The sequence below is a fragment of the Janibacter sp. UYMM211 genome (genome assembly GCF_040547045.1).
GTDB lineage: Bacteria > Actinomycetota > Actinomycetes > Actinomycetales > Dermatophilaceae > Marihabitans > Marihabitans melonis.
Window position 1 is genome coordinate 18,443 of sequence record NZ_JBEPOY010000006.1, and the last position, 17,216, is coordinate 35,658.

General features: G+C 74.0%; 16 protein-coding genes. 7 read left to right on the forward strand and 9 right to left on the reverse strand.

Annotation, left to right across the window (positions count from 1 at the left end; all coding sequences use genetic code 11):
• The first annotated feature begins 90 nt into the window (after window positions 1-90).
• The 3 genes from pheA to ABIB53_RS14670 are packed head-to-tail and all read left to right on the forward strand — an operon-like array spanning window position 91 to window position 2,462.
• On the forward strand, window positions 91-1,017 hold the full coding sequence (pheA, locus tag ABIB53_RS14660; protein ID WP_123092625.1) for a prephenate dehydratase: 927 nt from the start codon (window positions 91-93) through the stop codon (window positions 1,015-1,017).
• Window positions 1,014-1,568 (forward strand): hypothetical protein, encoded by a 555-nt coding sequence (locus ABIB53_RS14665; RefSeq protein ID WP_354588719.1) that lies wholly within the window; start codon window positions 1,014-1,016, stop codon window positions 1,566-1,568. The genes pheA and ABIB53_RS14665 overlap by 4 nt, the downstream gene beginning before the upstream one ends.
• A 57-nt stretch (window positions 1,569-1,625) precedes the next feature.
• On the forward strand, window positions 1,626-2,462 hold the full coding sequence (locus tag ABIB53_RS14670; protein ID WP_354588720.1) for a CoA transferase: 837 nt from the start codon (window positions 1,626-1,628) through the stop codon (window positions 2,460-2,462).
• Here the strand turns inward: ABIB53_RS14670 and ABIB53_RS14675 are convergent.
• The 9 genes from ABIB53_RS14675 to ABIB53_RS14715 all read right to left on the reverse strand — a co-directional run bounded on the left by ABIB53_RS14675 (window position 2,459) and on the right by ABIB53_RS14715 (window position 12,978).
• Window positions 2,459-3,499, reverse strand: coding sequence for a glutathione synthetase (locus ABIB53_RS14675; protein WP_068271498.1), 1,041 nt, complete (start codon window positions 3,497-3,499; stop codon window positions 2,459-2,461). The genes ABIB53_RS14670 and ABIB53_RS14675 overlap by 4 nt on opposite strands.
• Window positions 3,496-4,728: a peptidase MATCAP family protein gene (locus ABIB53_RS14680; RefSeq protein ID WP_354588721.1), complete on the reverse strand. Its 1,233-nt coding sequence runs from the start codon at window positions 4,726-4,728 to the stop codon at window positions 3,496-3,498. Before ABIB53_RS14680 ends, ABIB53_RS14675 begins: the two co-directional genes overlap by 4 nt.
• Window positions 4,725-5,558, reverse strand: coding sequence for an N-formylglutamate amidohydrolase (locus tag ABIB53_RS14685; protein WP_123092622.1), 834 nt, complete (start codon window positions 5,556-5,558; stop codon window positions 4,725-4,727). Before ABIB53_RS14685 ends, ABIB53_RS14680 begins: the two co-directional genes overlap by 4 nt.
• Window positions 5,559-5,629: 71 nt before the next feature.
• Window positions 5,630-6,616 (reverse strand): alpha/beta hydrolase, encoded by a 987-nt coding sequence (locus tag ABIB53_RS14690; RefSeq protein WP_354588722.1) that lies wholly within the window; start codon window positions 6,614-6,616, stop codon window positions 5,630-5,632.
• A 2-nt stretch (window positions 6,617-6,618) separates the two neighbouring features.
• Window positions 6,619-7,638 (reverse strand): 1-acyl-sn-glycerol-3-phosphate acyltransferase, encoded by a 1,020-nt coding sequence (locus ABIB53_RS14695; RefSeq protein WP_354588723.1) that lies wholly within the window; start codon window positions 7,636-7,638, stop codon window positions 6,619-6,621.
• Entirely contained in the window at window positions 7,635-8,453 is an 819-nt protein-coding gene (locus tag ABIB53_RS14700; protein WP_229300173.1) for a patatin-like phospholipase family protein, read from the reverse strand. Before ABIB53_RS14700 ends, ABIB53_RS14695 begins: the two co-directional genes overlap by 4 nt.
• Window positions 8,450-9,481: a transglutaminase family protein gene (locus ABIB53_RS14705; protein WP_229300174.1), complete on the reverse strand. Its 1,032-nt coding sequence runs from the start codon at window positions 9,479-9,481 to the stop codon at window positions 8,450-8,452. Before ABIB53_RS14705 ends, ABIB53_RS14700 begins: the two co-directional genes overlap by 4 nt.
• Window positions 9,478-12,084 (reverse strand): circularly permuted type 2 ATP-grasp protein, encoded by a 2,607-nt coding sequence (locus ABIB53_RS14710; protein WP_354588724.1) that lies wholly within the window; start codon window positions 12,082-12,084, stop codon window positions 9,478-9,480. Before ABIB53_RS14710 ends, ABIB53_RS14705 begins: the two co-directional genes overlap by 4 nt.
• 207 nt (window positions 12,085-12,291) lie before the next feature.
• Window positions 12,292-12,978 (reverse strand): DUF4352 domain-containing protein, encoded by a 687-nt coding sequence (locus tag ABIB53_RS14715; RefSeq protein WP_201464746.1) that lies wholly within the window; start codon window positions 12,976-12,978, stop codon window positions 12,292-12,294.
• Window positions 12,979-13,115: 137 nt separating this feature from the next.
• On the opposite strand from ABIB53_RS14715, the gene ABIB53_RS14720 reads away from it, so the two are divergent.
• From ABIB53_RS14720 to ABIB53_RS14735, 4 genes are all read left to right on the forward strand, one after another.
• On the forward strand, window positions 13,116-14,375 hold the full coding sequence (locus ABIB53_RS14720; RefSeq protein ID WP_354588725.1) for a sensor histidine kinase: 1,260 nt from the start codon (window positions 13,116-13,118) through the stop codon (window positions 14,373-14,375).
• Window positions 14,372-15,040, forward strand: a complete 669-nt coding sequence (locus ABIB53_RS14725) for a response regulator (RefSeq protein ID WP_229300177.1) — start codon at window positions 14,372-14,374, stop codon at window positions 15,038-15,040. Before ABIB53_RS14720 ends, ABIB53_RS14725 begins: the two co-directional genes overlap by 4 nt.
• Before the next feature lie 112 nt (window positions 15,041-15,152).
• On the forward strand, window positions 15,153-15,773 hold the full coding sequence (locus tag ABIB53_RS14730; protein WP_224767027.1) for a winged helix-turn-helix domain-containing protein: 621 nt from the start codon (window positions 15,153-15,155) through the stop codon (window positions 15,771-15,773).
• The gene (locus ABIB53_RS14735; protein ID WP_123092615.1) at window positions 15,770-17,071 is read left to right on the forward strand and encodes an MFS transporter; all 1,302 of its coding nucleotides are present in this window, start codon (window positions 15,770-15,772) and stop codon (window positions 17,069-17,071) included. The genes ABIB53_RS14730 and ABIB53_RS14735 overlap by 4 nt, the downstream gene beginning before the upstream one ends.
• Window positions 17,072-17,216 lie beyond the last annotated feature (145 nt).

Here is a 17,216-nt window from a genome sequence, read left to right on the forward strand (position 1 = left end):
CACCGTCATGCCGAGGAGCGGGACCGCGTGGCCGCCGCCGGCGCCTCTGGGCGAGACTGGCGCTGACCGGCAGGACCGCTAGGAGGACACGTGACGCGCTTCGGCTACCTCGGGCCCGAGGGCACCTTCACCCAGATGGCGCTGCTGTCGTGGCGACCCGCGACGAGCGCCGAGCACGTCCCCTTCGGGTCCGTCGACGCCGCCCTCACCGCGGTGCGCGAGCGCGAGATCGACGCGGCCGTCGTGCCCATCGAGAACTCCGTCGAAGGGGGAGTGAGCGCCACCCTCGACGCGCTCGCCTCGGGTGCGCCGCTGAGCGTCACCGGCGAGGTCCTCGTGCCGATCACCTTCGTCATCGCCGCCCGTGAGGGCGTCGAGCTCGCCGACGTGCGCGCCATCGGCACGCACTCGCACGCGTGGGCTCAGGTGCGCGGGTGGGCCCAGCAGCACGCCCCCGAGGCGGGCTACGTCGCGACCCTGTCGACCGCGTCGGCCGCCGCCGACCTCGCGGCGGGGGGTGCCCCCTTCGACGCCGCCGTGTGCGCCCCCGTGGCCGCTCACAACCACGGCCTGCAGGTGCTCGCCCACGACATCGGCGACCTGTCCTCGGCGGTGACGCGCTTCGTCGTCGTCTCGCGTCCCGAGTGGCTGCCGACGCCGACCGGCTTCGACAAGACGACGGTCGTGCTCTACCAGCGCAGCGACCGCGCGGGTGGTCTGCTCGAGCTGCTCGAGCAGCTCGCCGCCCGCGGGATCAACATGACCCGGCTCGAGTCGCGCCCGACGAAGGAGTCGATGGGGTCGTACTGCTTCTCCATCGACCTCGAGGGGCACGTCGCGGACGCCCGTGTCGGCGAGGCGCTCATGAGCCTGCACCGCGTGTGTGCCGAGGTCCGCTTCGTCGGCTCCTACCCGGCGGCGAACGGCCAGGCGGTCTCCGTCGACCCGCTGACCTCCGACACCGCCTTCGCCGAGGCGTCGAGCTGGCTGGAGTCGCTGCGCCACCCCGGGCGGTGAGACGGGCCTGGGCGCTCGTCGCCCTCGTCGGGGCAGGGCTCGCGGTGCTCACGCTGCTCGCGGCGGCGGCCGCCGACCAGCTCGACGGGCACCCCGCCGCCCGGGTGGTCCTCGTGCTCGCCAACGCCGGGTCGGTGTGGGCCGGCCAGGCGGTGCTCGCCGGCTGGCTCGTGCGGCGCCCGTGGGCTGCCGCCCTGGCGGGACCGGCCGTCGGGCTGCTCTCGCTGGTGACCTACTACGTGCTCGGGGCGCTCACGGGGCTCACCCCGTGGTCCGGCCTGGCCGACAACCTCGGGTGGCTCGTCGCCGCGGCCGTCGCCGGGGTGCCGCTCGGGCTCGTCGGCGCGCTCGCCCGGCGCCGTGACGGCCTCGGCGCGCTCGCCCGGCTCGTCGTGCCCGCCGGGGTGGTCCTCGAGCCGCTCGCGCGGGGGTGGCTCGGCGACGGTGTGCTCTGGGGCGGGCCCCGCGGCGTCGCGGGCCTGGTGCTGGTCGTCGCCGGTCTCGCCGGCGGCGCCCTCGTGGTTCGAAGAAGGATCGTCACCTCGAGGTGACGATCCTTCTTCGACCGGACCTGCGCCGGACGGCGGGGGATCGGCGACGATGACGCCATGACCGCTGCCCACCGCCCGCTCGACGGCGTCCGTGTCGTCTCCCTCGCCGTCAACCTCCCCGGCCCGCTCGCCGCTGCCCGGCTGACCTCGATGGGCGCCTCGGTGACGAAGGTCGAGCCCCCGACGGGCGACCCCCTCGGCCTCGTCGCGCCCACCTGGTACGCCGAGCTCGTCCGCGGTCAGGAGGTCGTCCGGCTCGACCTCAAGGACCCCGCCGACCGGGCGGCCCTCGAGGACCGGCTCGCCGGCGCCGACGTCCTGCTCACCTCGATGCGCCCCTCGGCGCTGGAGCGGCTCGGCCTGCCCGAGAGCGTCGAGCGCCACGGCCTGCTCCTCGTCGAGGTCGTCGGCTACGACGGGGACCACGCCGAGGAGGCCGGGCACGACCTCACCTACCAGGCCTCGCGCGGCATGGTCGCGCCGCCCACGATGCCCCTCGTGCCGATGGTCGACGTGCTGGGCTCCGAGCGCGCCGTGTCGGCGACGCTCGCCGGGCTGCGGGTGCGGGAGAGCCTCGGCGCGGCCGTGCACGAGCGGGTCGTGCTCGACGAGGTCGCCGACGATGCCGCCGCCTCGCTGCGGCACGGGCTCACCGGCCCGGGCGCCGTCCTCGGCGGCGCGCTGCCGGGGTACGCGATCTACGCGACCTCGGACGGGTACGTCGCGGTAGGGGCGATCGAGCCCCACTTCGCGGCCCGTCTCGCCGAGCACGTCGGCTCGACGAGGTCGGAGCTCGAGACGGCCTTCGCGTCGCGGCCGAGCGCCCACTGGGAGCAGCTCGGCCGCGAGCACGACGTGCCGGTCGTCGTCGTGCGCGACCCTGGCTCGGCCTAGAGCGTCGCGAGCCGCACGTTCGGGATGTCGCTGTAGTGCCGGCGCACGCTCACCTTGCGCTCGAGGTCCTCGATGACCCGCGGCACGAAGTCGATGCCGTAGAGCTGCTCGCACGAGCCGAAGCCGCCGGGGCTGAAGACGTTGACCTCCATGAGCTTGTCGCCGACGATGTCGAGCCCGACGAGCGTCATGCCGTCGGCGATGAGCTTGGGCCGCACGGCCTCGACCATCTCGAGCATGTCGTCGGTGATCTTCACCTTCTGCGCCTTGCCGCCGGTCGACATGTTCGAGCGCAGGTCGTCGCTCTGGCTCACCCGGCGGAAGGCCGCGACCTGGCCGTCGACCTCGAGCGGACGGCCGTTCATGACGAACATGCGGATGTCGCCGTCCTTGGCCTCGGGCAGGTACTCCTGGGTGACGACGTAGCCGTCGCGCGAGATCGCCTCGATGATCTGGCTGAGGTTCGGCGACTCCTTGCTGTTGACGAGGAAGACCCCGCTGCCGCCGGAGCCCTGCAGCGGCTTGAGCACCGCGCGCCCGCCGAGGTCGGCGACGAACTGCTCGATCATCTCCTCGTCGCGGCAGATGAGGGTGCGCGGCCGCACGATCTCGGGGAAGTGCTGGAAGTAGGCCTTGCTCAGCGCGTTGGCCAGCGACGTCGGGTCGTTGACGACGAGCACGCCGGCGGCGGCGAAGAGTTGCCCGAAGGCGACGCCCGCGTTGCCGGCCCACGGGTTCTCCTCCGCGTCGTCGGCGGGGTCGAAGCGCAGCATGACGACGTCGAACTCGTCGACCCGCAGGCGCTGCTCGACGTCGGGCTTCTGCACGTCGGCGAGGTAGCGCTCGAGCGACTTGTAGCTCTTGGAGGACGCGGTGCGCGCCCGCGCGGACAGCGAGCCGTCCGCCTCGTAGGCGAAGTCCCCGATCCCCATGTGGTACGCCTCGTGGCCCATCCGGTGGGCGGTCATCGCGAGGCGGGTCGTCGTGTAGACGGACTTCTCGGTCGCGACGTCGTTGACGACGAAGCCGATCTTCATGGGGTCTCCTTCGAAGGGGGGTCGGTCGGGTCCGCGGGCGGGGGTGGGCCCGCGGGCGTGCAGATGGCGGCGACGTCGTCGGCCTGGGCGGCGGCGTCGGCGAGGCGGTCCGCGGCGTCGGGGTCGGCGAGCCACCGTGGCATGAGGCGCGGCGGCCCGAGCACGCCGTCCTGCGCGAGGGAGCGCACGAGCGGCAGGTCGTCGAGCGAGAACTTGCCGAGCCACAGGTGCTCGAGCGACCCGCCGTCGCGCAGGTGTGCGAGCAGGTCGACGAGACCGCGCAGGTAGATCGCGTCCTTCGTCAGACCGCCGCAGCGGTAGGCACGCATCGTCGTCGTGAAGGCGCTGGCCTCCGGGAAGCCCTCGTCGACGAGCCCGCGCCAGGCGTCGACGAAGCTCGCGCCGCTGCTCATCCGGTGCACGGTGACGACGCGGGCGGCGAGCTGGCGCAGCCGGAAGGGGGTGAGCCCGCCGCAGCCGATCTCGGCGAGCACGGCCAGCCCCTCCTGGGTCTCGTCGTAGCCGGCGAGACCGGTGCCGAGCACCTGGACCGGCTGCGCCGAGCCGTTGACCTGGGTGACGAGGTGCGTGCCAACCTCGTGCTGGATGAGCGCGTCGGCGCGGGCGCGCTGCACCGCCGAGTCCGGGTCGACGAGCAGGGTGTTGCCGCTCACCATGATGCCGTTGACCTCGTCGCGGATCTCGGCGTGCATGTCGACCTCGGGGTCGATCTGCGCGTAGTGGTCGATCTCGGCCTGGGCGAGCTCGAGGAACTCCTGCGCGGTGAGGGACTCCCCCTTCGCCTCGGGCCGCGGGACGGCCTCGAGGACGTGCTCGGCCTGGGCACGAAGGGAGGGCGAGGCCGACCCGTAGAGCTCGGTGCTCAGGGCGCGGAAGTCCTCGCTGTCACGGGCCCGCAGCATGTCGAGCTGGAGCCCCAGCTCGCGCTGCTTGGCGCGCAGCAGGGTCGCCAGGGTCGGGTCCTCGACGGAGGAGACGACGACGTTGTCGACGACCTGGCGCAGCACCTCGGGGTCGGCCTCGAGCTCGCGGTAGACGAAGACCGGGTCGTGCACGCGACCGGCGACGAAGTCGGCCTTGATCTCGTCGGAGTTCACCGGGGTGATGTCGAGCAGGAAGCGCATCGAGCCCGACATCTGCGCCAGGGCGTGGTCGACGGCGAGGTCCGCGACCGAGACCCGGCGCAGCGCGGGCGCGTCCTCGCTCACAGCTCGGTGCCCCGCCCGGTGATCCGGTCGAGCGCGGCGAGCACCGGCTCGTAGGTGTCGGCGAGCGCCGCGGCGATGCGGCTCACGGCCTCGTCGTCGGGCTGGCCGCTCCACTCGTCCATGTAGGTCTTCTTCATCTCGATGGCCAGGACGATGCCGGTGTCGGGGTAGCGCGAGTGGACCCACTGGGCCAGGCCGCGGCCGACGAACTTGACGTTCTCGCGCACGTCGCGCTGCTCGCGCGGGCCGTGGATGGTCGTCCACGACGTCGAGAAGGAGTCGATGAAGGCGTCGACGACCCGCCCCCAGCGCTCGCGGTCCAGCGAGCCGGTCCCGACGTTGACCTCGGGGTTGTCGTCGGGGTCGGCCGGCGGTGCGCCGGAGCCGTCCCGGCGGTGGTTGTAGGAGTGCACGTCGTAGACGACGAAGGGGCCGCGGGCGGAGATCTCGTCGAGGTGGGTGGCCAGGGTGGAGTAGAAGTCGTCGTAGACCTCGAGCGAGCGCTGCGCGATCGCGTCGTCGAGCGGGTGCTCGCGCCAGACCTCGAGGCCCCAGCAGTCGTCCGGCTCGCGGTAGACGGCCTCCTCGCGCACGCGGTTGAGGTCGACCTCGAAGCGGGAGCGGTGGGCGACGACCCGCGCGGGCAGGTGGGCGATGAAGCGGTCCGTGCACGGGTCCTCCTCGCGCAGACGCACCTCCTCGTCGAGGACCATCTCCTGCGCGACCTCGGGCCGCAGGTCGTGCCCGGCGTGGACCGCCGTCGCGACGAGCTGACCACCGAGGTCACCGAGGACGCTGAAGGCGGGCGTGTGCTCTGCCTGATCCGTCATGCCCCTGGTCTACCGGACATGGCCCGCTCAGCCCGCGTCGTCGTCCAGGCAATCCGCGTCGGTTCGAGGCGTCAGTCTCGAAGGCGCAGGACCCGCCGCCCGAAGGCTGCCGTCTCGGCGAGGCACTCGCGGGCCTCGGGCGAGGCGGTGTCGTTCTGGAAGGCGTGCCACATGCCCTCCCACAGCGCGAGCTCGACGTCGCCGCCGCTCGCGCGCAGGCTGCGCTGCAGGCGCACCGCGTCGGAGAGGAAGAGGTCCCGCGTGCCGGACGTGAGCAGCGTCGGCGGCACGGGCGGCTCGCCCCACACCTGGTGCACCGGCGAGACGAAGGGGTCGTCGGCGCCGGTCCGCCCGCGGTAGGCGCGCGCGAAGCGCTCCTGCTGGCCCGACCACCGCACGTAGGCGTCGCGCCCCTCGTTGCCGCTGTAGGAGTCGCCGTGACCGGCGAGATCGGCGAAGGGGGTCGCGGCGAGCACCCCGACCGGTTGCGGGCTGCCGGCGGCGCGCAGCCGGGCGAGGACGCCGAGGGCGAGGTTGGCCCCGGCGGACAGGCCGGCGAGCAGGACCCTCGGGCCCCACTGCGCGACGTGGGCCTCGTAGGCGGCGACGCACGCGTCGAGCCCGGCGGGGAAGGGGTGCTCCGGGGCGAGCGGGTACTCGACGGAGACGACGGGCACCTCGAGGTCGTGCGCGAGCTGCACCGCCGAGCCGTCGAGCGCCGAGCCCCAGCAGAAGCCCCCGCCGTGGACCCAGAAGACCCACGGCTCGTCCTCACCGGCGTCCCGGGCCCGCTCCGGGCCGGCTGGGGTCATGACGAGCGAGCGGACAGTGGAGCCCCCGCTCGTCACGGCGACCTGCGAGGCGGTGACGTCGACCCCGAGCCGACGCGCGATCGCCGTCACCGCCTCCTGGCGCTCGCGGGCGCCGCGGCGGCGCAGCACGGCGGTGACGCGCGGGGTGAGCGGCCACCGGTGCGGGGTGCTGTCGGCGCGGTGCGCCACCTCGGCGGCCTCCGGCGAGATCGTCATCGGCAGCGGCAGGTCGCGGCGGCGCAGCATGCTCACGATCCTCGCAGCCCGGGCCGGCGGTGGCTCTCCACCCAGGCGTCCACCTCGGTCCAGCGCTCGTCGAGCCAGGTGGCGACCTCGTCGGGGTCGCGCGGCACGTCGCCCGCCGGGTAGGTCGTCGTGCGCACGACGAGACCCTCGGTGGGGCCGAAGGGGATGCCCCGCCAGATGTCGCCCGGCGAGTCGAAGAGCTCGAGCCCGGTGTGCGCGACGACGACGACGTCCGCGTCGGGTCGGGCCTCGAGGATGGCCTGCACCCCGCGCTGGCGGGGCGGGAGCACCCAGCGCCAGCGGGCCGCCTGCTCGGCGCGCTCGTGCTCGCCCTCGGCGCGCAGCGCCTCGACCCCGGCCTGCTGACGGTGCATCGTCCAGTTGCGTCCCTCGGGGAAGATGAGCAGGGCGTCCCGGGGGGCCAGGCCGCGGGCGAGGTCGGCCACCCCCTTCGTCCGGTCGTCGCCGGCCCCGGAGCGCGACGGCACGAAGTACGCGCGCAGCCGGCGCAGGACGAGCGCCAGGCCCGGGTCCCACAGCAGGCCTGCGGCGAGGACGACACGGGGCACCCGGCGGGCCTTCGCCGCGATGATCCACGCGAGGGCGAGGGAGTCGGCGGGGCCGGCGTGCCGCGAGAGGACGACCGCCGGGCGGGTGGGGTCGCCGAGGTCGATCTCGCCGTCGGCGACGACGTGGAAGGAGACGACGCGCTGCGCGGTGCGGAAGAAGTTCTCCAGCGCGTGCGCGACGAGCTGCTCGTGATGGGCGATCCAGTCCTCGCCCCGGTCGACGGGAGAGCGCACCCGCAGCCACATGCACTGCACGAGGATGCTCACGTCCTCCCACATGAAGTACACGGCGAGGAAGACGACGCGCGCCAGACGCATGCGACGGTCGAGCGGCCACAGCAGCACGCCGAGGGCGATGAGCGGCAGCGCGGCCACCGTGACGAGGACGGCGAGCGGCGGGTAGACGAAGCGCAGGACGACCTGCACCCAGTACGGCGGGGGACCGATCTTCATGCGTGCAGGGCGAGGTGGTCGGCCGTCGCCTCGTAGGCGGCGGTGATGCGGTCGGACACCCGCTCGCCACGTCCGACGCTCAGGGTCGCCAGGGCGGGGGAGCGCTCGACCCCGCTGGGCAGCACGTGCAGCTCGACGTCCTCGGGGACCGTCGCGATCTCCTCGACGAAGCGGTGCCGGCGGGCGATCTCGAAGGCGACCATCCCGACGTCCCACGGGGTCGCCGGCACGCTGAGGGGCTGCTCGACCCGGCCGACGTGGAGCACGAAGATCCGGTCCGCGCCGAGCTCGAGCGCCCGGCCGACGGGGATCGAGTGGACGAGGCCGCCGTCGAGGTAGTGCAGCCCGCCGATCTCGACCGGCGCGAAGAGCCCGGGCACCGCGCAGCTCGCGGCGACCGCGGGGGCGATCTCGCCGGCGGTGAACCAGTGCGAGCGGGCCGACTCGATCTCGGCGGCGACGCACTGGAAGGGCACGGGCAGGTCCTCGATGAGCTCGGTCTCGAGGTACTGCGTGACGAGACGCGGGATCGTGCCCGGCGACATGACGTGGGTGCCGCTGCGGGCCAGGCGGGCGGCCTGGCGCACGGGCGACTCGCGCAGCGCGCCCGAGCGCACGACGTCGACCCACAGCTCCTCGAGCCGGGCGACGGTCGCGCTGCTGGGGTCGGCGGCGACGAAGGCGCCGTTGATCGAGCCGATGCTCGACCCGACGACGAGGTCGGGGGTGATGCCGTGCTCGAGCAGGGCGCGCAGCATGCCGACCTCGGTCGCGCCGAGCACGCCGCCACCTCCGAGGACGAAGGCGGTGGTCATCGGGCCTCCTGGGGACGGGGCGGACGGGGGTGGACGCGGGGGTCGGGGCGGTCCTGACGGATGACGTCGACGGCGACGTCGAGCGTGCTGCCGCGGCCCTCGGTGAAGATCACGCCCTTGAGCGGCGAGACGTCGCGGAAGTCGCGGCCCCACCCGGTGACGACGTACCGGCTGTCGGCGAAGTGGTCGTTCGTCGGGTCGAGGTCGACCCAGCCGCCGTCGGGGGTCATCGCCGAGACCCACGCGTGGGTGGCGTCCGAGCCGGCGAGCTTGGTCTTGCCCGGCGGGGGCATCGTCTCGATGTAGCCCGAGACGTACCGCGCGGGGATGCCGACGACCCGCAGGCAGCCGACGGCGAGGTGGGCGAAGTCCTGGCACACCCCTTCGCGCTGGGCGAGGAGCTCGGGCAGGGTCGTCTTGACGCTCGTCGTCCCCTTCGCGTACCGGAAGTCGCGGTAGATCTGCGAGTACAGCGCGACGAGGGCCTGGCCGAGCGGGCGGTCCTCGGGCAGGACCTGCCGGGCGTAGGTCTCCACCTCGTCGGTGAGGTCGACGAGCTGGCTGGGCAGGACGTACTGGGTCGCCTCGACGAGGTCGAGGGTCGGGGGCGAAGGGGGATCCCCCACCCCCTCCTCGGTCGTGTGCTCCCGGATCCCGCCCGCGGCGATGATCTCGGCCGCCTCGCCGACGCTCCACCCGTCGAGCCGGGCGAGGTCCGGGGCGGGCCACTCGACCTCGACGACCGAGCGCTTGAGCACCGACAGCGTCGTGTGGGGGGTGCGCACCTCGTAGAAGTGGCTGAGGTTGCCGAAGTGGTCGACGTGCTCGGAGAGGACGTGGGGCTCGGGGGTGATCTCGACGGTGTGCTCGAGGACGCGCTGGTGCGCGGTCTCGCGCGGGGCGAGCATGGCCCGGCCGAAGGAGTCGGTGACGTACTCGGCGTACTGGTACTCCGTGCGGTGGGTCACCTCGTAGGGCCGGCGCGAGTGGTGCTCGGGGTCCGGCACGGGGTGGGGGACGGTGCTCACCAGGCCACCCCGTCGGTCCACGAGACGGTCTGGACGGTGTGCTGCGTGGCCTTGCGCACGAAGTAGCGCTCGACGACGCGGTCGTGCTCGGCGCGCAGCGCCGCGTCGAGGCGGTCGAGCTCGGAGACGAGTCCCGCCCGGTCGTCGCGCATGAGCTGGGGCAGGTCGAGACCGGCGATGTGCTCGGCGAGGGCTCGGGTGGCCTCGACGACGGCGTCGTCGCCGACGAGGTCGAGGGCCTCGGTGAGCCGCTCGACCTGGAAGACGACGGAGCGCGGGTTGATGCGGTCGCGCAGGAGCAGGTCGAGCGCGGACTCGGTCGCCGACAGCGGCCCCAGCCCGGCAGCGAGGCGGCGGCGGTAGGTGATGACGGACTCGGCGGCGGTGAGGGCGGACTCGCTGACCGCGCCCTCGACGAGCGGGGTGCGCACGACGGCGAGGGTGCGGCGCAGCAGACGGATCGTCTGCTGGGCGCGCTCCATCCGCTTGCCGGCCTCGGTGAAGGCCCAGGCCGGGTCGCGCACGGTGGACTCGACGGAGATCCCGGAGAGCGCGAGGAAGGCCTCGATGCTCTCCATGAGGATCTCCTGCAGGTCGTCCTCGGGCCGGACGTGCGCGAGCGTGTGCTCGAGGCGGCTCATGACGAGCCAGGTGTCCTGCGAGAGCTGCTCGCGCACGGCCTGGGCGGCGACGACCGCGCGCCGCGCGCTGCAGGTCACCGAGCCCGACAGGCGGGGGTCGAGGACGAGGTCGCGCAGGTGGGGCAGGGGGTCGACGAGGCGCTCGTCGCTGCCCGCGCCGACGAAGCCGGGGCGGGTCGAGGTGATCTCGGTGACCGCCCGGAGCACGGCGACCATCGCCGCGTGACCGGTCGTGCCGGGACGCTGGGCGTGGTCGTCGACGAGGTTGTCGGCGACCCGCAGCACGCGGGCCGCGCACTCGGCGCGCTCGGCGTAGCGGCCGAGCCAGTAGAGGTCGGAGGCGACGCGCGGCGCCGGGGCGACGAAGGCCTCGGCGTGGTCGATGGCCGGGCTGGGCACGAGCTCGGGCAGCACCCCGTCGTCGCGGGTGACGGAGGGGATGTCGCCGGCGAGCACCCACACGTCTTTGCTCGGCGCGCCGCGGCCCGAGGAGACGTCGGCGGAGTCGCGCTCGACGCTCAGCCGGCCCAGGCCGCCGGGCATGACGAGGTAGTCCTCGTCGTCGGCGACGGCGAAGGTCCGCAGCACGACGTTGCGCGGGTCGAGCCCCTGCGGCGTGACGACCGGCGCGCTCGACATCGACACCGGGTCCTGCGCGGTCCAGCGCCAGGGCTCGTCCTCGATGCGCGCGGCGAGGGCCTCGCGCTGGGCCTGGTCGAGGTCCCACCCGCGGATCGCGTCGCTGCCGGCGAAGCGGTGGATGGGGCGGATGACGAGGCTCGAGAGATGGGCGAGCACGTGCTGGCGGTGCGTGTCCTCGCCGGCCCACCAGGTGCGCGGCGAGTGCAGGATCTGCTCCTCGCCGAGGACACGTCGGCACACCGTCGGCAGGTAGGGGATGAGCGCGGGGTTCTCGAGCAGGCCCGCGCTCAGCGGGTTGACGACGGAGACGTTGCCGAGCCGGGCGGCCTCGACCATGCCGGGCAGGCCGAGCCGGGACTCGGGGCGCAGCTCGAGCTGGTCGCACCAGTCCGCGTCGACGCGGCGGATGACGACGTCGACCGGGGCCAGCCCGCTCGTCGTGCGCATCCAGATCCGGCCGTCGCGCGAGACGAGGTCCTCGGACTCGACGAGGGGGAAGCCGAGGAGCATGGCCTGGAAGGCCTGGTCGAAGGCGGTCTCGGACAGGGTGCCCGGGCTGAGGATGACGACGCGGGGGCTGTCCTGCGTGCGCGGCGCCACCTGGCGGACCGCGCGCTGGACGCCGTAGAAGAAGCCGCGCAGCCGCGACAGGTCGCTCGCCCGGTGCAGGTCGGGCATGACGCGGGCGACGATGCGTCGGTTCGCCATCGCGTACCCGGCGCCGCTCGGGGCCTGCGCGCGGTCGGCGAAGACGCGCCATGTGCCCTCGCGGTCCCGGGCGAGGTCGGTCGCCGGCAGCACGAGCTGGTGGGCCCCGGGCAGCGTGATGCCCTCGGCCTGCGGCAGCCAGCCCCCGTGCCCGTAGACCACCTGGCCGGGGATCGTGCCGTCCCGCACGAGCCGCTGCTCGCCGGTGAGGTCGGTGAGCACGGCGTCGAGCAGATGGGCACGCTGGCGCACGCCACGCTCGAGCTGGGCCCACTCCTCGGTGCCGATGACGAGCGGCAGCGGGTCGACCGTCCACGGGGCCCCGGTCTGCGGCGTCCCCGACGGTGGTGGTGCGGCTCCCTGCTCCTGGCCCCGGGTGCCGTAGGTGATGCCGTCGTCGGCGACGAAGCGCTCGGTCTCGCGCTGCCGGGCGAGCAGGCCGGGCAGCCCGAGCCGCTCGATCGTCGCGACGAGCGCGTCGGTGTGGGGTCGGGTGCCGTCGACCGTGAGGGTCTCGTCGACGCCGTCGAGATGCTCCTCGACCCGCCGACGGTAGGCGTCGAGGACCTGGGTGCCGTCGGCCGTGGGGCCAGGATCGGCGACGGCGGTCATGCGGCGACCTTACGCGGACGGCGCGGTGAGGTGACGCTCAGCGGTGGGGACCCCCCTTCGGCACCCGGACGTCGAGCCAGACGAGACGGTGGTCGGAGGCTGGGAAGGGGTAGCCCCCTTCGCCCGGGCCGTCATGGCCGACGACCCGCGAGGACCACGTGGCGCCCCCCGTCCCCCCGGTGGGACGCCACGTGGCCGGCTTCGGGGTCAGCGCAGGGAGACCGTCACGCCGTCCGAGAACATCGAGTCGTGCAGCTCGATCGAGGCGGGCGTCGCGCCCTTGGGCATGTCGAAGACCATCGTCCCGGTGGCGGTGTTGCCCGGGTTGACGTCGGTGAGCCACACGTCGGAGTTGCCCTCGATCGAGATCGCGGCCGAGCTGTTGGCCTCGAAGGTGCGCCCCTGGGTGTCGATGATCTTCTGCTCGGAGTCGAACATCGTCTGGGCCTCCTCGCCGATGTTCGTCACCGAGATCTCGACGAGGACGAACTGGCCCTGCGCCTTCTCCTGGAGGAAGTCGTCGCCGACCGAGGCGACACCGGGCTTGACGCTCTTGACGACGAACTCGAACTTCCCGTCCCGGGCGGCGTCGCCGATGCCGGGGCCCGAGGCCTTCGTCGCCGCGGCCTTCTTCTTCGAGCCCTTCGTCGGGGTCGTCGAGCGGCCGTCGGTCGGTCGTGAGGTGCTCGACCCCGCCTCGGTGGTCGGGGAGGTCGACGAGCCGCCCTCGGCGAGGACCGCGGCGCCGCCGCCGCAGCAGGCGAGCAGGAGGGCGCCGCTGGCGAGGACGACGGTCAGGCCCTTGTGGCGCGAGACCCAGCCGCGCTGCGGCGGCGGGGCCGGGGCGTAGGTCGGCTGCCACTGCGGCTGCGAGGGGTCGTGGGGCTGGGTCATGGGGTGCCTCCTGGCGGTCCGGGGTGATGGCCTCATCGGATCGCGAAGGGGGAGCCCGCCACCTCCGCCGAGCGGCTCGACCGGGGTCCGCCGATCGGGGGAGGGCGGCTGTCGCCGGGGCGCCCTACTCTCACGCCATGACCGTCGCCGCCACCCCGGACCGTCGCGCTCGCGCGTGGTGGTCGGCGTCGGCGCGCTCCGCAGCAGCTCTCGCCGGGTGGTGGCTGCTGGGGATCCTCACGCTGGCGATGGCCCTGCTCACCACCGACGCACGTCGCGCGCCCGGTCTCCCGACGACGCACGACACGCCGGCGACCCCGCTGGGCATGCTGAGCTTCTTCGTCGGTCTGGCGCTGCTCGTGCTCCTCGTGTGGCGGGTGCGCCTGGCCCTGCCGCTCGCGGTGGGAGGGTCGCTCTTCGCGGCGATCGCCCCCTTCGACCCGTTGGTGGCGCTCGTCGCCGGTCTGCATGTCGTGCGCCGTCAGCGGACCGCCGTCGCGGTGCCGGTGGCGGCTCTCGTCACCGTCTGCACCGTCGTGGTCACGTGGCGTGACCTGCAGGGCCGCAACAGCTATGAGTCGGCCTGGCGGGGGCTCGTCGTCGACACGACGACGGCCGAGGCCGCGGTGGACCGAGGTGCGGCGCCGTGGTGGGTCCCGGTGACGATCGGGCTCGTCGTGAGCGCGATCTTCCTCGGGGCCGGTGCCGTGCGCCGGGTGCTCGAGCGCAGCGCCGGCGAGGTGACGCATCAGCGCGCCGTCGCCGCGGACCTCGGCGACCGGCTCGCCGCGCAGGACGAGCGCGAGCGGATCGCCCGCGAGGTCCACGACGTCATCGGCCACCGGCTCTCCGTCGTGTCCCTGCACGCGGCCGCCCTCGAGGCCCACGCGCCCGACGGCGAGCTCGGGCGCTCGGCGAGCCTCGTGCGCGAGGCTGCCGGCCGCACCGCGGAGGACCTGCGCTCGCTCGTGTCCGTGCTGCGCGACGGCACATCCGACATCACCTCGCAGGTGCCGGGCATCGCCGACGTGGAGGGACTCGTCGACGACGCCGTCGCGCACGGTATGACCGTCGTCGCGACGATCAGCCTGCACGACGGCGACCACCTCGACGTGCAGACCAGCCAGACCTCCTACCGCGTCGTGCAGGAGATGCTCACCAACGCCCGGCGGCACGCCCCGACCCACGGGGTGCGTCTCGTCGTGCGGGCCCGCAGCGCCGACGGCGTGCTGCTCGAGGCGGCCAACCACGTCCCGCAGGGGCGCGAGGTGCACCCCGGCGCCGGGCTCACCGGCATGCGCGAGCGGGTCGAGCTGCTGGGCGGCGAGCTGCGGCTGCTCGTCGAGGAGGACGTCCTGCGCGTCGTCGTGCACCTGCCGTGGCGGTGGCAGTCATGACGGTGCCGGTCAGCCCGGTCCGGGTGCTCCTGTGCGACGACGACCCCCTCGTGCGCTCCGGCCTGCGCCTCATCCTCGCCGCAGCCCCCGACATCGACGTCGTCGCCGAGGCGGGGTCGGGCGAGGAGGCCGTCGAGCTGTCCCTGGCGCACTACCCCGACGTCGTCCTCATGGACCTGCGGATGCCGGGCATCGGCGGCATCGAGGCGACCCGGCGCCTGCGCGCCCTCGCCCGGCCCCCTCGGGTGCTCGTCCTGACCACCTTCGACGTCGACGAGGTGCCGGTGCGCGCGCTCGTCGCCGGGGCCGACGGCTTCCTGCTCAAGACCGCGTCCGAGCAGATCGCCGGCGCCATCCGCGCCGTCGCATCGGGCGACGGCGCCTTCTCGCCCGAGACCTCGCGGCGGCTCACAGCCCACATCCGGGCCGGCGGCGCACCGCGCCAGGCCGAGGCCCGCCGGCTCGTCGCCGAGCTGAGCCCGCGAGAGCGCGAGGTCGTCCGTCTCGTCGGCGACGGCCGCTCCAACCCCGAGATCGCGCGAGCGCTCTTCATCGGCGAGGCGACGGTCAAGACCCACCTCGCCGCCGCGCAGGTCAAGCTCGGCGTCACCGGGCGGACCCAGGTCGCCGTGCTCGCGGAGCGGGCGGGTCTGCTCCCGCCCTGATGCCCGGAGCCGCCGACCGCTCTGCCGACGTGGTGGCGGGCGGAGGGCTGGCTTGCAGCACGACTGCAAAGATCTGTTTGCAGAGATATCTGTGTAGTTGTACGGTCGTCGTGTGCCCAGCTCGACGACGCCCGACCCGACCCAGCTCAAGGCCCTGACCCACCCCCTTCGGCTGCGGCTCCTCGCCCTGCTGCGCTCGGACGGCCCGGCGACCGCGACCAGCCTCGCGACCCGGCTGGGCATCAACACCGGCGCGACGAGCTATCACCTGCGCCAGCTCGCCGAGCACGGCTTCATCGCCGAGGACGAGCAGCGGGGGAGCGGGCGCGACCGCTGGTGGCGGGCCGCGGCGGCGTGGACGAGCGTGCAGGAGAGCCCCGAGGCCGACGAGGCCGAGCGCGACACCCACGACGCCTTCTGGCAGGCCGCGCTCACCCAGCAGGTCCGGGTCCTCCAGGACGCGATCGCCGCGCGGTCGGCGCTGTCGCCGCAGTGGCGGCAGCTGACGACGAGCAGCGACGTCGCCGTCTGGGCGACGCCGGAGCAGGCGCAGGAGGTCTCGCGGCGCGTGCACGAGCTCTTCGAGCACCTCGCGACCCTCCCGCTCGTCGGCGACGAGCGCCCCCCGGGCACCCGTCCGCTCGGCGTCCAGGTGCACAGCTACGTCGTGCCCGACCACGACCACCCCGCGCCGGAGGACGTCGAGCCCGACGGGGAGCAGGACCTGCGATGAGCCCCACCCGCGTCTACTACGTGCTGACCTTCACCCGGTGGTTCCCCACCGGCTTCGTCGTCGGGCTCTTCGTCCTCTGGGCGCTCGACCTCGGTCTCGGCACGGCGCAGGCGATGAGCGCGCTCGCGGCCATCGGGCTCGTCGTCGCCCTCCTCGAGCTGCCGACGAGCGGCTTCACGGACGTCTTCGGGCGTCGCCCCGTCTATGTCGCCGCCGCGGTCGTGCAGATCGCCGCCGCCGCGGCCTACCTCACGGCGAGCTCGTGGGGCACCTACCTCCTTGCCGGCGCCCTCATGGGCGTCTTCCGCGCGCTGGAGTCGGGCCCGCTCGAGGCGTGGTTCGTCGACGCCGTCCACGAGCGCACGCCCGGTGCCGACGTCGACCAGCCGCTCGCCCGTGCGGGCTCGATCATCGGCGCGAGCATGGCGGCGAGCTCGCTGCTGTCCGGCGGCCTCGTCGCGTGGCACCCGATGGAGGGCCGGTCCGCGCTCGAGCTGCCGATGGCGCTCTTCGCGGTCCTCACCGTCGGGCACCTCGTCGCCGTCCTCGCCCTCATGCGCGAGGTCCCGCACCTGCACACCGACGCCGCCACCCCGGATCTGGCCGAGGCCGTCGAGCAGACCTCCGCCGGGCCGCTCGGTCGGGCCCTGGCCTCGGCGAAGGCCGCCCCGGCCGTCGTCGTCAGCGGTCTGCGCCTCGTCGCGACGAGCGCGGTGCTGCGCGGTCTCGTCCTCGCGAGCGGTCTCACCTCGGTCGTCATGGTGGTGCAGGAGACCTTCATGCCGATCCGGCTCGCGGAGCTCGTCGGCGGCCTCGACACGGCAGGCGCGCTCATGGGCCCGGTCGCGGCCGTCGGGTGGGGTGCCTTCTCGCTGGGTGCCGTCGCTGCGGGGCGGGTCTCGCGCCGCATCGGCGTCGCCCGCACGGCGCTGCTCGGCCGGGCTGCCCACTGCGTCGGCGCTCTCGTCATGGGCGTCGTCCTCGGACCGGTCGCCCTCGTCGCCGCCTACCTGCTCACCTACGGCGTCTTCGGCAGCGGCGTCATGCACCGTGCCCTGCTGCACCGCGAGGCGAGCGCCAGCAACCGGGCGACCGTCCTGTCGATCGACTCGATGGTCTCCTTCTTCGCCTTCGCCGTCGTCTCCCCGTCGCTGGGGCTGCTCGCCGAGCGCACCTCGACCCAGGCCGCGGTCGTCACCGCTGCCCTCGTCGGGCTCGTCGCCCTCGTCGGCTACCTGCCCGCCCTCCGGGCGGAGCGCGTCCGGGGCGATTCGTCACCGGCCGCTGCGGCCGCATAGACTGGTTGCAACGGCCCGCCCAGTTCTGCTGCGGACCACCGCACCTGATCGCTCATCTGACGCCGATCGGTGCCGGCACCACGACGGTGCCCCGGAGAGACCTCCTGGACCTGCCTCGCAGGGCCGACGTCTGTTCGCCGATGCG

Excerpts from the sequence above, each read along its gene's own strand:
- ABIB53_RS14710 (WP_354588724.1), bottom strand. The coding sequence starts at position 12,084 with ATGACCGCCGTCGCCGATCCTGGCCCCACGGCCGACGGCACCCAGGTC.
- ABIB53_RS14715 (WP_201464746.1), bottom strand. The coding sequence starts at position 12,978 with ATGACCCAGCCCCACGACCCCTCGCAGCCGCAGTGGCAGCCGACCTAC.
- ABIB53_RS14735 (WP_123092615.1), top strand. The coding sequence starts at position 15,770 with ATGAGCCCCACCCGCGTCTACTACGTGCTGACCTTCACCCGGTGGTTC.
- ABIB53_RS14700 (WP_229300173.1), bottom strand. The coding sequence starts at position 8,453 with ATGACCACCGCCTTCGTCCTCGGAGGTGGCGGCGTGCTCGGCGCGACC.
- ABIB53_RS14725 (WP_229300177.1), top strand. The coding sequence starts at position 14,372 with ATGACGGTGCCGGTCAGCCCGGTCCGGGTGCTCCTGTGCGACGACGAC.
- ABIB53_RS14695 (WP_354588723.1), bottom strand. The coding sequence starts at position 7,638 with ATGAAGATCGGTCCCCCGCCGTACTGGGTGCAGGTCGTCCTGCGCTTC.
- ABIB53_RS14675 (WP_068271498.1), bottom strand. The coding sequence starts at position 3,499 with ATGAAGATCGGCTTCGTCGTCAACGACGTCGCGACCGAGAAGTCCGTC.
- ABIB53_RS14685 (WP_123092622.1), bottom strand. The coding sequence starts at position 5,558 with ATGACGGATCAGGCAGAGCACACGCCCGCCTTCAGCGTCCTCGGTGAC.
- ABIB53_RS14690 (WP_354588722.1), bottom strand. The coding sequence starts at position 6,616 with ATGCTGCGCCGCCGCGACCTGCCGCTGCCGATGACGATCTCGCCGGAG.
- ABIB53_RS14670 (WP_354588720.1), top strand. The coding sequence starts at position 1,626 with ATGACCGCTGCCCACCGCCCGCTCGACGGCGTCCGTGTCGTCTCCCTC.
- ABIB53_RS14720 (WP_354588725.1), top strand. The coding sequence starts at position 13,116 with ATGACCGTCGCCGCCACCCCGGACCGTCGCGCTCGCGCGTGGTGGTCG.